The 13,593-nt window shown below is 66.9% G+C and carries 14 protein-coding genes, 2 tRNA genes and 1 pseudogene; 11 read left to right on the top strand and 6 right to left on the bottom strand.

The window, feature by feature from the left end:
* Nucleotides 1–6: 6 nt before the first annotated feature.
* Complete coding sequence (locus ACGFML_RS22140; protein WP_393546131.1) at nucleotides 7–168, bottom strand: hypothetical protein; 162 nt, start codon at nucleotides 166–168, stop codon at nucleotides 7–9.
* A gap of 513 nt (nucleotides 169–681) precedes the next feature.
* Here ACGFML_RS22140 and ACGFML_RS22135 point away from each other — a divergent pair.
* The 6 genes from ACGFML_RS22135 to ACGFML_RS22110 all read left to right on the top strand — a co-directional run bounded on the left by ACGFML_RS22135 (nucleotide 682) and on the right by ACGFML_RS22110 (nucleotide 5,115).
* Nucleotides 682–757, top strand: a tRNA-Arg gene (locus ACGFML_RS22135).
* 127 nt (nucleotides 758–884) lie between these two features.
* Nucleotides 885–1,514, top strand: a complete 630-nt coding sequence (locus tag ACGFML_RS22130) for a hypothetical protein (protein ID WP_393546438.1) — start codon at nucleotides 885–887, stop codon at nucleotides 1,512–1,514.
* A gap of 34 nt (nucleotides 1,515–1,548) precedes the next feature.
* The gene (locus ACGFML_RS22125; protein WP_393546129.1) at nucleotides 1,549–2,148 is read left to right on the top strand and encodes a hypothetical protein; all 600 of its coding nucleotides are present in this window, start codon (nucleotides 1,549–1,551) and stop codon (nucleotides 2,146–2,148) included.
* 384 nt (nucleotides 2,149–2,532) lie between these two features.
* Complete coding sequence (locus ACGFML_RS22120) at nucleotides 2,533–3,123, top strand: hypothetical protein (protein WP_393546127.1); 591 nt, start codon at nucleotides 2,533–2,535, stop codon at nucleotides 3,121–3,123.
* The gene (locus tag ACGFML_RS22115; protein WP_393546125.1) at nucleotides 3,120–4,895 is read left to right on the top strand and encodes a YDG/SRA domain-containing protein; all 1,776 of its coding nucleotides are present in this window, start codon (nucleotides 3,120–3,122) and stop codon (nucleotides 4,893–4,895) included. Before ACGFML_RS22120 ends, ACGFML_RS22115 begins: the two co-directional genes overlap by 4 nt.
* 142 nt (nucleotides 4,896–5,037) lie before the next feature.
* Nucleotides 5,038–5,115, top strand: a tRNA-OTHER gene (locus ACGFML_RS22110).
* Between the two features lie 922 nt (nucleotides 5,116–6,037).
* Here ACGFML_RS22110 and ACGFML_RS22105 read toward each other — a convergent pair.
* Nucleotides 6,038–6,268: a hypothetical protein gene (locus tag ACGFML_RS22105; protein WP_393546123.1), complete on the bottom strand. Its 231-nt coding sequence runs from the start codon at nucleotides 6,266–6,268 to the stop codon at nucleotides 6,038–6,040.
* Here ACGFML_RS22105 and ACGFML_RS22100 point away from each other — a divergent pair.
* Nucleotides 6,263–7,384 carry a hypothetical protein gene (locus ACGFML_RS22100; protein WP_393546122.1) on the top strand — a complete coding sequence of 374 codons (1,122 nt, stop codon included), beginning with the start codon at nucleotides 6,263–6,265 and terminating at the stop codon, nucleotides 7,382–7,384. The two genes, ACGFML_RS22105 and ACGFML_RS22100, sit on opposite strands and share 6 nt — an antisense overlap.
* A gap of 75 nt (nucleotides 7,385–7,459) precedes the next feature.
* Nucleotides 7,460–7,720 carry a hypothetical protein gene (locus ACGFML_RS22095; RefSeq protein ID WP_393546120.1) on the top strand — a complete coding sequence of 87 codons (261 nt, stop codon included), beginning with the start codon at nucleotides 7,460–7,462 and terminating at the stop codon, nucleotides 7,718–7,720.
* Nucleotides 7,721–7,903: 183 nt separating this feature from the next.
* On the opposite strand, the gene ACGFML_RS22090 is transcribed toward ACGFML_RS22095, so the two are convergent.
* Nucleotides 7,904–8,257 carry a MerR family transcriptional regulator gene (locus tag ACGFML_RS22090; RefSeq protein ID WP_393546118.1) on the bottom strand — a complete coding sequence of 118 codons (354 nt, stop codon included), beginning with the start codon at nucleotides 8,255–8,257 and terminating at the stop codon, nucleotides 7,904–7,906.
* A gap of 108 nt (nucleotides 8,258–8,365) precedes the next feature.
* On the opposite strand from ACGFML_RS22090, the gene ACGFML_RS22085 reads away from it, so the two are divergent.
* Entirely contained in the window at nucleotides 8,366–9,151 is a 786-nt protein-coding gene (locus tag ACGFML_RS22085; RefSeq protein WP_393546116.1) for an amidohydrolase family protein, read from the top strand.
* Between the two features lie 71 nt (nucleotides 9,152–9,222).
* On the opposite strand, the pseudogene ACGFML_RS22080 reads toward ACGFML_RS22085, so the two are convergent.
* A pseudogene (locus ACGFML_RS22080) lies at nucleotides 9,223–9,612 on the bottom strand (transposase); the annotation flags it as partial.
* A 95-nt stretch (nucleotides 9,613–9,707) separates the two neighbouring features.
* Here ACGFML_RS22080 and ACGFML_RS22075 point away from each other — a divergent pair.
* Complete coding sequence (locus ACGFML_RS22075) at nucleotides 9,708–9,983, top strand: hypothetical protein (protein WP_393546114.1); 276 nt, start codon at nucleotides 9,708–9,710, stop codon at nucleotides 9,981–9,983.
* Between the two features lie 68 nt (nucleotides 9,984–10,051).
* Here ACGFML_RS22075 and ACGFML_RS22070 read toward each other — a convergent pair whose 3' ends face one another.
* Entirely contained in the window at nucleotides 10,052–10,741 is a 690-nt protein-coding gene (locus ACGFML_RS22070) for a M24 family metallopeptidase (protein ID WP_393546112.1), read from the bottom strand.
* A 42-nt stretch (nucleotides 10,742–10,783) separates the two neighbouring features.
* Nucleotides 10,784–11,218, bottom strand: a complete 435-nt coding sequence (locus ACGFML_RS22065; protein WP_393546110.1) for a MazG nucleotide pyrophosphohydrolase domain-containing protein — start codon at nucleotides 11,216–11,218, stop codon at nucleotides 10,784–10,786.
* A gap of 283 nt (nucleotides 11,219–11,501) precedes the next feature.
* Between ACGFML_RS22065 and recQ the strand changes: the two genes are divergently transcribed.
* A complete protein-coding gene (recQ, locus tag ACGFML_RS22060; protein WP_393546108.1) occupies nucleotides 11,502–13,556 on the top strand; it encodes a DNA helicase RecQ in 2,055 nt (684 codons plus the stop codon).
* The last annotated feature ends 37 nt before the right edge of the window (nucleotides 13,557–13,593 follow it).

Below are 13,593 nucleotides of genomic sequence, written 5' to 3'. Positions count from 1 at the left end.
GGCCCCTCATCGGTGGCTGAAACCCGGCCCCTCATTGGTGGCCAGAATGTGCACACCCATCCCAGCCCCGTCGGCCTCGGAGTTGTGCACCATCACTCCGGTCCCGAAGGCAACGGCCATGGCGACAATGCCGATCAGTGCGGTCAGGCCGGTCGGCTTACTACGCATGTTTCCCCCTTGATGTGCATGATCCTCTCGAACGGAACAGATCGTCGCGGAATGGCAGTCCGTTTCTGTTCCGTCCGGATACCAGCACCACCACCTGGGCAGGGACCGAGAGCCCGCACAGCAGACACGCGCGTACCGGATCGGGGCTCGGCAGCACCCCTGAAGAACACGCTCCGGACGAGAGCGGCCTCACTCGCGTGCGGCCTCACTCGCGTGCGGTCTCACTCGCGTGCGGTCTCACTCGCGTGCGGTCTCACTCGCGTGCGGTCTCACTCACGTCGCGACGCGAGGCACCACACCTCAGACGCGAGACGCCGGACTCAGCAGCGAGACAACAGACCTCAGCAACGACCGCCGAGAACTCTCGCGATCATGAACTGAGCCGCGGCGTGAACCACACCCCAGACCCATCCGCTACCCTGTCTGGGACCGCCGTTCGCGACGGTCCGCTTCCTTGCCGCAACCGGATGGGGCATCACGCAGAGTATCCATCCACCCTTTACGCAAGGCCCCGCCTCCGTAGCTCAGGGGATAGAGCACCGCTCTCCTAAAGCGGGTGTCGCAGGTTCGAATCCTGCCGGGGGCACCAGCCAAAAGGCCCCGGACCGATCATGGTCTGGGGCCTTTGACGACACCAATTGACGGCAGCCGCGTCTCAGGCGGCCGGCAGACGGCGCTTGAGCAGCCGGTCCATGTGACTGGTCGCCTCCCGCTGCGTGTCATGGACGACGTGGGCATACACGTCCCCGCCCGGGTTCGTCGAGGTGCCGCTGGCACCGGTTCCGGACACGTCCGGAGCAGCGGACGGACTGGAGCTGCTCGCCGCACTGGTACCTGAGGAGCAGTACGGATCGTTCCGCTCCAGCCTGGACGAAGCTCGAGCCATGGGAGGTCTGCCGGCACGGACCGGCGCCGTCCACCTCTCGATGGGTGTGCACGACGACGAGTCGGGCGACGTTCTGCGCTCTGTGTTCCTGATCAAGTGGGAGGAGATGCCCTGGACCCCGCCGAAGCTCGCGGCCGCAAAGGCCGCGCTGGCCTCCTCTGGGTCGCGTGAGGCCGAACTGATCGACCTGCCGTGCGGTCCGGCGGCCGTGGTGGAGAGCCTGACCGAGCGCGAGGGCGAGAAGGTCTTCCAGATGACCGGCTACCTCCCGCACCCCGAAGGGCGCCGAGTTGCCGTGCTCGCGCTGAGTACGACGGCCTGCTCCAACCATGAGCACTACCGTGACATGTTCCACGGCATCGCCCGCATGGTGAGCTTCGACAACCCTCTTCCGCCGCAGCTGCGCGAGCACATGCCGGAGGCCCGGGAAGTCGCCGCCGCACGAGAGGTGTTCGGCTGATCAGGGACTTGTGATGACAGAGGTGATGCCCCCAATGCACCACAAGACGGCCTGGGAAGACCCAGCCACCCACCACGCGTGGCGCCGTACTGCGTTGTTCCGGTGTGCGGCACTGCTGGGCTGGATCCTGAGCTTCTTCGCCTGGCTGTTCGCTGTTGTCATGACGCCCGCCTGGCTGCTGGTGCTGTGGTTGCCCGTGCTGCTCGTCGGCATCTGGTACGCCCTGCTCGCGCTGATCGCGGTCGCTGCTCTGACGGGAACCCGCCGGGTGCTGCGCGTATACCCGTGGCAGGTGGGCATCGCCGAGGTCAGGTCGAAGAAGAACGGCAGCACGCAGTTCGTCGTCCCGAACCCGGATCGACCGGAAAAGACCGTGAGCCTCGGGTGCGGCGGCATGATCGGGACCGGGCGACACTTCTGGGTGCGCGCGGTCAAGTCCGGCCGGCTCACCACGGCATGGTTCGCCGGCAACCCCCGGTATGTGGGTGTCGTGGCGACTCCCGGGCCGCAGAACCTCCTGCGGGTCGCCCAACGGGAAGCGACGGACTCACGCATGTCCCCTCGCAAACGGGGCGTCAGCCCCGAAGCGCGGGCGCTGGCACGCGCCGCCGGTGCGCAGGTCGGGGAGGATTGACTCAGAGCATCGGTGTGCCTGGAATCGTTCCGGGGTCCGAGATCATGCGATCGACCGTACCGGGCCGTGCCAGATCCGTGCCAGATCCGTGCCAGATGGCAGGGGCACGGCCGGTCAGCGGGGGACTCTGGCGGGCAGCTGGCTTGGTGATCCCGCGGGGGGCTGGGTCCGGCCCAGGTCAGCGCCGCGATCCCGGCCTCGGCCCGCTCACGAAGAGGGAAATCCGCCTCACCTAGCAGGCCGAGACCTGGCCCAAGACCGAGAAGATGCGCACCAGACTCCTCAATCAGGTCGACGAGCAGCGCCATCCCAAGCGCGCTGTCACCTTCTCACTGCGGGGCGCGCCGCGTTCAGCCAGGGTCTGTTCGCCCTCGAGGGCTGCCAATGGCAGCCAGATGTGGTTCTGCCCCTTGGCGCGGGCGAGGCCAGGGTAGGTGGCGAACGCGTTTGCGCCGCGCCCGTACATCAGCGATGTGTCGCACGCCGGCCCCTAACGAAATTACCGTTCGCGCACCCCTGGCGACGGTGAGTAACGCTCCCCGGATTTTTCGTGCTGCCCAGGCGGAAGCTGATGCGCACTCAATTGGCACCCGGCAAGATAGGCACGTGGTATATCGAGACTCTCAACTGCTGCGGCTCCGTACTGACAACGGAGCTGACGAACTGCGTTCCCTGCTTGCTTGGTTGCAGGGGGACGATGCACTGCGCGGGCTGGTTCGGCTGGAGCGTGCCCCAATTGGCTCAGACGAGATGGGTGGGTTGGTCGATGCACTCACCGTAGCCCTCGGCTCCGGAGGCATCGGGGCCGCGTTGGCGAGCTCATTGACGACATGGATCTCGCAGCGTCGCTCGGATGTCAAGTTCACAGTAACTGCCCGCAATGGACAGAGCATTGAAGTCGACGCCAAGCGGGTCGACGCCCAAGCGCTCACGAGAGAAATAGAGCGCATAATGCACACGGAGGAAGGAGCGTGACTCGCTACCTCGATCCGGCCCGGTCGCGAGCAGTACTGATCGGTGCCAGCAACTTCGTTGAGGCGGATGGCTTGCCATCCATACCAGCCGTTTCAGGCAACCTAGAGGGCATTCGGGCGGCGCTCACCGGCCCAACAACCGGCTCTCTCACTGCCGAGCACTGCACGCTTCTTCGCGATCCCTCATCCGCTTCGGAAATCGGCCAAGCTCTCGCGCGTAGTGCGGAAGCTACAGACGTGTTGTTCGTGTACTACAGCGGGCACGGCCTGGTCGATGATCGCGGCCGACTCTATCTGTCCTTGTCCTCCACGAATCCGGATCAATTGCGGTGGACAGCGCTCCCTTTCGACGCGCTCCGCGAGGAGCTCGCAACCAGCCCCGCGGCCATTCGTATACTCGTGTTGGACTGCTGTTTCTCAGGTCGCGCGTTCGAGGCGATGTCGGACAGTCGCGGAGCGATCACCGGACAAATCGATGTCGCCGGCACCTACACAATGACCTCGACCACAGCGAACGCAACCGCATACGCGCCGACAGGCGCAAAATACACAGCCTTCACCCATGCTCTGTTGGCGGCACTGCAGGGTGAAGAATCGCTCACCTTGGATGAGGTTTTCCGAGAGGTGGAGCTGGCCCTCATCTCACGTGGGCTTCCTCGACCTCAGCGTCGCGCAATCAACGCTGCAGGAAACCTCATACTTACCAAACGCCGCCGAGCCGTTCCACCCCGCTCCATGAGCGAAGTGTCCAACATTCAGCCCGGCCACCACTTCAGCACGCGGCGCCAGGCACACGATGCGGGGGTGCATCGCCCTCTTCAAGCGGGCATCTGTGGAACCAGGAAGACTGGCGCAGAGTCCATCGTCATCTCCGGCGGTTACAAAGACGACGAGGACAATGGCGAAGTCATCATCTATACCGGCCATGGTGGACAAGATCAGGCCGGCAACCAGATCAGCGACCAGTCCCTGGACGACTCCGGCAATGCAGCCCTGGTAACCAGTTGCCTCGACGGACTCCCTGTCCGCGTTATCCGTGGCTGGCAGAGCGGGTCGCCCTATGCCCCCAGCAAGGGCTACCGATACGACGGCCTCTATCGTGTGACTAGCTACGGCAGCAAGACCAGCCTAGATGGCTTCTTGATATGGCAATTTCGACTAGAAGCGTGTGAGGGTACTCCGCTACCGAAAACGCAACAGCAGGAAACGCTTGAGGTTTTGACGGAGTCCAAAGTTAAACGCGCTAATGCACGGACAAGAACAGTGGCCAATAAGTCCGAACGAGTGCCCGCTGCTGTGCAGCGAATCGTGCGAAGCAGTTCTGTACGTCGCCAGGTAAGAGAGTGGCACGACAACCGCTGCCAGCTCTGCAGCGTACGTATCGAAGTGCCGGGCGGAAGCTACAGCGAAGGTGCATATATCCGGTCGCTGGAAAGCCCACACAACGGTCCGGACGCAACTGGAAATGCGCTATGCCTCTGCCCGAACTGTCACGTGATGCTGGATTCCGGCGCCATCGTCCTCGGCGACGACCTCAGCGTCATCCGGGCCGGCGAAGAGGTGGGCATGTTGAATACTCATCCTCAGCACGTCATCGATCTGGAGTGTGTGAAGCAGCATCGCAACCGGTGGAGTAACGCAGCGATGCCGACATCCACGCTCGACACCACCGAGGCGGAACGCCAACGCATCTCGATACGCTCCGGCACACAGACCGACGTTACGGAACCAGCGCCGCGCAATGTGACAGCGGGAACTGGACCGAACTCCTAAGGCAGTGCTGGTCAGCGTGAGCCAGACGCATGGCAGATCGGACGATGAGTCACGGTCGTACCGGGCAATGCCAGATGGCAAGGGCTCGGCGGGAGAGCCGTGGACTTCGGCGGGCAGTCGGCTTCGTCATCCCGCAGGGTGGGCCCTGCCCAGGTCAGTGCCGTCCTCACCAGAGCCCCCTGAAGCGGGTGCCGCAGGTTCGAATCCTGCCGGGGCACCATGCGCCGCTTATGCGACGGGTACGACGAGGGCCCGGGCCATTCGGTGAAGAACCGGAAGCCTGGGCCTCAATCGTTCTCCGGTCGGGATCACGCCACCGCAGGGGTCGCGCAGATCCGATCCGTGGCAGATCAGTAGGTGTCGCCTCCCTGGGGCGATTCCCCTTCCCCTGGGGCGCTTTGACTTCTTCGCTTTCTTGATCAGTTGACCAGCCGGTCGACGTGATCGGCGATCTCCTGATCGCCTGCCGACGAGGTGCTGATAGCTCGTCGCGACCCGTACCGGCCGCTTCCGTGCCCTTGGTTTTGCCAGGAGATCGGCCAGTCCGCCGGCACCGTCAAGCATCTCCAACTCGCCCCCACGGGCGAAAGGGTCGCGCAATGAACCGTTAGCCCATCGAATCCAGCATTGCGCCAGGTGAATCAATTGGCGGCGCTCCGGCCCAGTTGACTCGTCGCTCACCTGACTGGCAAGATCACCTGGCGCTCTCGCTGACCACGAGGGCTAATTGGTGTCCGCTGGACCAACCGGGCGCTCAACGGGGAAATCGGGGAAAGTACGTCCATGTGCGCCCACATGGACTGGGGATCAATGAAGAAGAAAACTTTCGTTCGCGTTTTATGAAGGGTGCGGTGGCGACCGCCGACCTCAGCGCCGGACTGCTCATCGCCGCTCCGAGAGGAGCAGGCAGCGCTCGGCGGCGCAGCGGGTGGTCGCCCTTCAGATCGAATGATGCCTGTGCCCCGATGCTTCACGGAGGCGCCCCGGGGTTACGGAGCCGCTGATGGCGCTCGCGCGTGGAAATGGCCTTGGCCGGGGTGACCGCCGCAGTGCTCGGCACGGTGCCGGGCGCCGGCCTGAGCAGCGCAGGAGCCGCGGTGCTGCGCAGCCATGAGGACCGCCCCGCCCCCTATGTCGACGATTTATGTCGACGACCTATGTCGACGGTGCAGTTCCCCTCCCCCAGCATCGGCACATCGCTGATGCTGCCCGGGCTGCTCGTACTCGTAGTCGTAGTCGTAGTCACTCTCGTAGTCGTAGTCACACTCGTAGTCGTAGTCGTAGTCGTAGTCGTAGTCGGCGTGCTGGCGCCGGCACGGCGTACAGCAGTGCTTGCCCACACCGATGCAATGAAGGACTGGAAACCCGTGCACAGGCCCCACACCCCCCACACCTCGGCCCGCGTCAGGCCCGCACGTCGCAGTGGCGTGATGTCGTTGGCGGCCGTTGCGCTGCTGACCGCCGTCATGACCACGGCCTGCACCGCGGAGCCCGGCGGCGTTGACCTCGGATCGGACTGGAAGGGGGCCCAGGCCTTCGCCCTGGCCAAGGTGGGTGGCCAGCTGACGGTCGTCGGCGTCAACCCGAAGAAGGGGAAGGCGGAGGCGCTCACGGTCGTACCGTCACAGGCGGACGACGACGACACCCTCGCCCCTCAGATAGCCGAACTCGCCAACGGCCAGTGGGTGATCTCCGTACCGCGCAAGGGGGGCAAGCCCGACCGGCTGTACCAGCTCGACGAGAAGGAGCACTCCGTCGCCGGCCAGAGTGCAGGTGTCGAGCCTCTGCACGGGCTGTACCCGGCGAAGAGCTTCGTCGCCGCCGTCCCCGGGCCGGCCGATGAAGGGAAGGGCGGCGACAAGTGGAAGGGCCACAGCAGCGCGGTGCTGGTCCGGAAGTCCGGTGGGTGGACCACCGCACGCACCCTGAAATTGCCGGGCGCCATCTCACTCGCCGGTTCCAGCCCCACGTCCGACTCGCTGTGCCTGACTCGGGACGCTAAGGACAACAAGGGCGAGACACGGGTGAGCACGGTTGACCTGCTCGATGGCACGGTCTACAACGAGTCCGCCGCTCCCAAGGGCTTCGCTGTCCAGCAACTCGCCTGCGACGACGGTCACCCGGTGCTGGCCGGCCCCGCCAAGGCCGGAGGCGGCAGCTCGACGGGCTCCGGCAAGCTCTCGGTGGACCGCACGGGCAACACCACAGTGGTCACCGCCGACGGAGGCCGCGTTGACCAGCTGGCAGTGGACGGGGACACGATCACCGCCGCGGTCTTCCACAAGGGCACCGAAAGTCTCATCACGCTCGACGCCAAGTCGGGAAAGGAGACGCACCGCGCCACCTTGTCAGGGCTGATGGACGCGGAAGGCATTCAGCGTACGAAGCAGGGCTGGCTGGTCTTCTCGGAAGACGCGGCGGCGCTCGTCGCTCCTTCGTCGCCGACCGCCAAGAAGATCAAGCTGCCGGGAAAGCTGCTCGCTTCCTGAGCCACGGACCGCCGACTGCGGTTCACCGACGCAGTGCGCCCGTCCGCATGTGGCAGCCCCATCAGGTGGAATTCCATGATCGAGGAAGTACCCCACGTCGTGTGGACCTTGGACGGTTTCAGCAAGCAGGACGAGTTCCTGCGCACCCAGCACACCATCAGCCGGGAGCACATCGTCGCGCTTCGCGAAGTGATCACCCCGGATGCCGACGACCCTTGGATGACCTACTGCTACGACGTACCCCTCGACGTCTGGCCCGCAGTGGAGGAGATCCTGCACTGCGGGCCGCCCGATCCGTGCCTTGACTACCAGATCTCCGCCAGCGTTGCCGATTAGGAGGTCGCGCAGATAGGCGTGGGGCAACCCAAAAGGAAGCAAGCACAGGTCTTGATGATCACGGAGTTGCCACGCTCTGTGATCACCGGGGGACCTGGCTGATCGAACCGTTGCGGGACCGATTTTCGGCGCTGCTGCCCTGGCAGCCTTCTCATTCTCAGGCAGCGGCTGCGCGGGCCGTGGTTACTCGACCTGCTCGGTGGCCGCAATCGCCTGTCGCAGGGTCTGCCGAGCTTGCGACAACTCGTTCGCGCGCTGGTCCAGGTGAGCGAGCTGGGCTCGGAGCTTGTCCAGCACTCCAGGGCACGGACGCAGCGAGCCGTCCGCGTTGCCACAGGGCAGCACTTGCCGGATCAGGTTGGTGGACAACCCGGCCGCCAACAGGGCGCGAATCCGCCCGACCGTCTGCTCGGCGGCGTCGTCGTAATCGCGGTATCCGTTGGCCTGGCGGTTCGCGGTGAGCAAGCCGACACGTTCGTAATACCGGAGCAGGCGCTCGCTCGTCCCGGTGCGTTTGGCCAACTGCCCGATCAGCATCGCCCCTCGTTTCTCCGCTCGGCTTGACCTTGCCACGGTGCCAACGTTCAACACTGGGCCCAGCGGCCGTATTCCGCCGCCGTCGCCGTTCATGACCAGGAGAATTCGTTGATTATCGACGCGCACAGCCATGTCCACGATCCCGTGCGCAGCCACATCGCCCTGCTGGACGAGGCAGGAGTCGACCGCGCCGTATTGTTCGGCACCCGGCCGCATCCCGAACGGGCCACCGATCTGGCCTCGTTCCGGCGCGAGATGAGGGTGCTGGACGAGACGGTCAGCGGACGGTCCAACGGTCCGGACAGCTACCAGGCCGCGTGGCGGGAACTCGACTCGGCATGCGCGGCATACCCCGAGCGCTTCATCGGCTTCGGCAAGGTACGCCTGGACATGCCGGCCCAGCAGATAGCGGCGGACGTCGAGCGGGAGGTCGTCGGCCGGGGCTTTCGGGGCATCGGTGAGCTGACCCCGCCACCTGATGGGGCCGGTCAGATCGAGCCGGTTCTGCAGGCAGCCGCCGATCACGGCGGGCTGCCGGTTGTCGTGCACGGGTTCGCGCCGACCACGGCGGCTGACCTGGCGACCCTGGCCGGTCTCGCGCGCCGTCACCCCACTGTCCCCCTGGTGATCGGCCAACTCGGCGGAATGAACTGGTTGAAGGCTATCGAGTTGGTCCGGGAAACCCCGAACATGTACTTGGAACTGTCGACAGCGAACATCATCTTCGCGGTGCGACTGGCCATCAACGAGGTGCCCGACCGCACACTGTTCGGTTCAGACGCACCCTACGGCGACCCGGTTCTCGCCCGCGCCACCGTCGAACGAGTGACTCGACCAGGTGCGCTGCGTGATCGTGTCCTCGGCGGCACCCTCGCGGAGTTGCTCGGTCTCTGACCGCACGCACGGCTCCGACCGTACGAGGAACAGTGCACCTTGGGATGAAGAGGTCGCGCAGACAAGGGTGCTCATGGGCGGCGGTTCGGGCGTTCGTCCCAGCGGTGGGTCGTCCATGCCCGACGGATCAGACTACGCACGGTGATGATGGTGTCGGCCAGGTCGAAGAAGGCGTCGATGACGGTGGCCCGACGCTCGTAACAGCGGGCGAGACGGTGGAAGGCGTTCTGCCAGGCATGGGTCCGTTCGACATGCCACCTCTGACTTGCCTGTATCGGCGCCTTCTCACCCATGTGTGCAATGCGACCGCGCAGGCCGCGTTCGTCGAGCAGGACAGGGGTCTTGTCCGAGTCGTAGCCAGCGTCCAGGTGCACGGTGATGTCCTCCGGCAGCGGTCCCAGGCCGTCCGGACGGTCCAGGGCCGGGGCGAGCAGCGGGGAGTCGTGACAGTTGGCTCCGGCGGGCCGGGCCATCGCGGCCGCGCAGACACCGCGAAGATGGGCAACTGCCCTTGTTTTCAGGGGATTTAGGTGGCGATGACGACTAGAATGGGGTGATGGATGAGCGATGCGTTCATGACTTGATAGTCCAGCAGTGCGTCGATTGTGCTCCCGTCCCTCAGGGCCTGACCAAGTTCGTCCACACCACGGCTCAGGGCCAGGTCTTCCACCGTTCCTCGGCCTGCAAGGCCCTCCAGGAAGGGCAGGAATACGCCGCCCGTCTCGGCATGGAACTGCACAGCCCGCGCCGCATTCCGCTGGCCACGGCGCGGGCGGAGGGGCGGGGCGCCTGTGCCTACTGCTTCTGGGACTACCGGCCCGCCCGGGCCTGAGGGTGCCCCGTACCGCGGCCGGCTCCCGGTGGCGGGCGCGCCCGGGAGGCGGCTGCGGCGGGGCGGTGTCAGCCGAGGTCCAGCAGTTGCTCGTAGAAGCCGCCGAAGCCCCGCTCCGTGTCGACGAGATGGATCTCCTGGATCCAGTGGCAGCGGCGGCCCGTCTTGTCCGTCCGGCGCAGCGGGGTGTCGTTGTCCGGGGCGATGTACGACTCGATGTCGGCGCCGTCGATCTTCTCGTGTGGGAACTCGCCGACCAGATGGCCCGCGTGCCAGCCGCCCAGGGTCCAGCCGGCGTCCGCCGCCAGGGCTTCGACCTGCGCGTAGAGCTGCTTGCCGGTGATGTCCGGGTCGGCCTCGAAGACCTTTCGGCCGGCCACGAAGATCTTCGGGAGGTCGTCCCGCAGCCGTCGCTTGACGGGGTCGTCACCGAGGACATAGGTGCGTCCGAAGTCGGCCTCGAACTCCTCGAAGATCGGGCCGAAGTCCGCGAAGGCGATGTCGTCCGCCTCGATGGTTCTGTTGGGCGGGTTCTCCCGGTAGGGCATCAGCGTGTTGGGACCGCTCCGCACGATGCGTTTGTGCCAGTGGCGGGTGGTCCCGAACATCTCGTTGGCCAGGTCGCGGATGCGGTCGCTGACCTCGCGCTCGCTCTGGCCGGGTGTCACCAGGTCGCGGGCCACGACCTCCTCGAAGAGTGCCTCGGCGTTGGCCTGGGCCTGGAGCAGCCGCTCGACGCGGACGGTTTCAGTCGTCATGGGGCCGAACCTAAGGTCGGCCGGGCCGGGTGGCCAACTCCCTCAGCCGGCCTCGCCGTCCGCCGTGACCGACTCTCCGCCAGTGGCGGGCCAGCCCTGGCGCCGCAGCACCGCCGAGACGTCCGGGGCGCGGTAGTTCCCGCCCTTGAGGACCTTGCCGTCCGCGCGCCGGGCGACCCGGCCGTCCGGGCCGCGCTTCGACAGGTTGGCGCGGTGGACCTCGGCGATCACCTCGTCCAGGTCGATGCCGTGGGTCAGCGCGGTGCCGTACGCCACGTAGACCAGGTCGGCCAGCTCGTGGGCGAGCCGGTCGAGCGGGGCGCCCACCGACACCTCGGCGACCTCCCGGGCCTCTTCGATCAGCAGGTCGCGGCGGAGGGCTGCCAGCTCGGCGGGGACCTCGGTGGGCGTGGCGTGCGCGGCGAGCCCGCAAGCACGGTGGAATTCATGGACCAGGGCGGCGGGTGAGGACTCCATGGCCCGACGGTACCGGCTCACGACGGCGGCCTCTCCGGGCGCCGTGCGGCTCGTCCGCCTGCGCCCTTTGTGTGTCACGTCACAGGCGGGCAGGTGCCTGCCCGCCGCCCCGACGGTCGTGTCCGTCTCCCGGCTGCTGCGCGGACTCGTCGAGGGGCCGCCCGTGTCCCCGTGGGTGCGAGGCCGGCAGGCGCGACGGCGCCGTGATGGATGTTCTCGGGGCGGGGCGCCGGTTTATCCACAGGCTCAGCGGCACCGCCCGCCGAGCTCGTACGCTTCAGGGATGGCACTGGCGGACGTGGAAGTGGTCGAGGACATGGATGCGGAAGGCGTTTCGGACGTGAACGAGGCGGTGCAGGTGCTGCGCCGGGTGTTCGGCTATGACGCGTTCCGTGGCAGTCAGCAGGAGATCATCGAGCACGTCATAGGGGGCGGGGACGCGGTCGTCCTGATGCCGACCGGCGGCGGCAAGTCGCTGTGCTATCAGATTCCCTCGCTGGTCAGAAGCGGTGTGGGGGTCGTCATCTCGCCGCTGATCGCGTTGATGCAGGACCAGGTCGACGCGCTGCGGGCGCTGGGAGTGCGGGCCGGGTTCCTCAATTCGACGCAGGATCTGGAGGAGCGGCGGCTGGTCGAGGCCGAGTTTCTGGCCGGGGAGCTGGACCTGCTGTATCTGGCGCCGGAGCGGCTGCGGGTGGAGCAGACGCTGAGCCTGCTGGACCGGGGGAAGGTCTCGCTCTTCGCGATCGACGAGGCACACTGCGTCGCGCAGTGGGGGCACGACTTCCGGCCGGACTACCTGGCCCTGTCGATGCTGCACGAGCGCTGGCCGGAGGTGCCGCGGATCGCGCTGACCGCGACGGCGACGGAGGCGACGCACCAGGAGATCAGCGCACGGCTGCGGATGGACCGGGCCCGGCATTTCGTCGCGAGCTTCGACCGGCCCAACATCCAGTACCGGATCGCGACGAAGAGCGAGCCGAAGAAGCAGTTGCTGGAGCTGCTGCGCAACGAGCACGCCGGGGACGCGGGGATCGTGTACTGCCTCTCGCGGGCGTCGGTGGAGAAGACCGCCCAGTTCCTGGTGGACAACGGCATCGCCGCGGTGCCGTACCACGCGGGGCTCGACCCCCGTACGCGCGCCGGGAACCAGTCCCGGTTCCTGCGCGAGGAAGGGCTGGTGGTCGTCGCGACCATCGCCTTCGGGATGGGGATCGACAAGCCGGACGTGCGGTTCGTGGCGCATCTGGATCTGCCGAAGTCCGTCGAGGGCTACTACCAGGAGACCGGCCGCGCGGGGCGTGACGGCCAGCCGTCGACCGCCTGGCTGGCGTACGGGCTGCAGGACGTGGTGCAGCAGCGCAAGATGATCGACGGATCGGAGGGGGACGACGCGCACCGGCGCCGGCTGTCCGCCCATCTCGACGCGATGCTCGCGCTGTGCGAGACGGTGCAGTGTCGGCGGGTGCGGTTGCTGGAGTACTTCGGGCAGGAGAGCGGCCCCTGCGGCAACTGCGACACCTGCCTCGCCCCGCCGCAGACCTGGGACGGCACGGTGCCGGCACAGAAGCTGATGTCGACGATCGTGCGGCTGCAGCGCGAGCGGCGGCAGAAGTTCGGGGCGGGTCAGCTCATCGACATCCTGATGGGGCGGAAGACCGCGAAGGTCATCCAGTTCGACCATGACGGGCTGAGCGTCTTCGGGGTGGGCGACGACCTCCGCGAGGCCGAATGGCGCGGCGTGGTGCGGCAGTTGCTGGCCCAGGGGCTGCTCGCCGTCGAGGGGGACTACGGCACGCTGGTGCTGACCGACACGAGCGGCGAGGTGCTGCGCGGTCAGCGCGAAGTGCCGATGCGGCGGGAGCCGGAGAAGGCACCGCGCGCGGCGAAGTCCAAAGCGAAGGGCAAGCGGGCACCGGTGGATCTGCCCGCGGAGGCGCTGGGGGTGTTCGAGGCGCTGCGGGCCTGGCGGGGCCGCGCTGCCAAGGAGCAGGGTGTGCCCGCCTATGTGATCTTCCACGACGCCACGTTGCGGGAGATCGCCACCGCCCGCCCGGCGACGACGGCCGCGCTGGGCACGCTGAACGGCGTCGGCGAGAACAAGCTGGCGAAGTACGGCGAGCAGATCCTCGGCGTGCTGGCGGGCGAGGACGGCGCGGCACCGCCGGAGACCGGTCCGACGGGTGTCGCTCCGGCGCATGCCCGTCCGGCGGGTGTCGCTCCGGCGGGGGCGGATGACGCGGCGCACGCGCCGGAGCCGGAGTGGGAGGAACCGCCGGCGGAGGACCGGGAGGGGCCGGCGCCGGACGACGACGCCTACGCGGAGATCGACTGGTAGGGGCGAGTGCGGCTGGGCGGCAGCCCTGACGGTCCCA

The sequence above is a fragment of the Streptomyces sp. NPDC048650 genome (assembly GCF_043199095.1).
Taxonomy (GTDB): domain Bacteria; phylum Actinomycetota; class Actinomycetes; order Streptomycetales; family Streptomycetaceae; genus Streptomyces.
Note: the sequence above shows the minus strand (reverse complement) of the source record. Positions and strands in the feature narration are given on the sequence as shown.

Coding starts and splice junctions, on each gene's coding strand:
- ACGFML_RS22065 (WP_393546110.1), bottom strand. CDS start 11,218: ATGGAGTCCTCACCCGCCGCCCTGGTCCATGAATTCCACCGTGCTTGC.
- ACGFML_RS22075 (WP_393546114.1), top strand. CDS start 9,708: ATGGATGAGCGATGCGTTCATGACTTGATAGTCCAGCAGTGCGTCGAT.
- ACGFML_RS22090 (WP_393546118.1), bottom strand. CDS start 8,257: ATGCTGATCGGGCAGTTGGCCAAACGCACCGGGACGAGCGAGCGCCTG.
- ACGFML_RS22095 (WP_393546120.1), top strand. CDS start 7,460: ATGATCGAGGAAGTACCCCACGTCGTGTGGACCTTGGACGGTTTCAGC.
- ACGFML_RS22125 (WP_393546129.1), top strand. CDS start 1,549: ATGCACCACAAGACGGCCTGGGAAGACCCAGCCACCCACCACGCGTGG.
- recQ (WP_393546108.1), top strand. CDS start 11,502: ATGGCACTGGCGGACGTGGAAGTGGTCGAGGACATGGATGCGGAAGGC.
- ACGFML_RS22140 (WP_393546131.1), bottom strand. CDS start 168: ATGCGTAGTAAGCCGACCGGCCTGACCGCACTGATCGGCATTGTCGCC.
- ACGFML_RS22070 (WP_393546112.1), bottom strand. CDS start 10,741: ATGACGACTGAAACCGTCCGCGTCGAGCGGCTGCTCCAGGCCCAGGCC.
- ACGFML_RS22120 (WP_393546127.1), top strand. CDS start 2,533: ATGGCAGCCAGATGTGGTTCTGCCCCTTGGCGCGGGCGAGGCCAGGGT.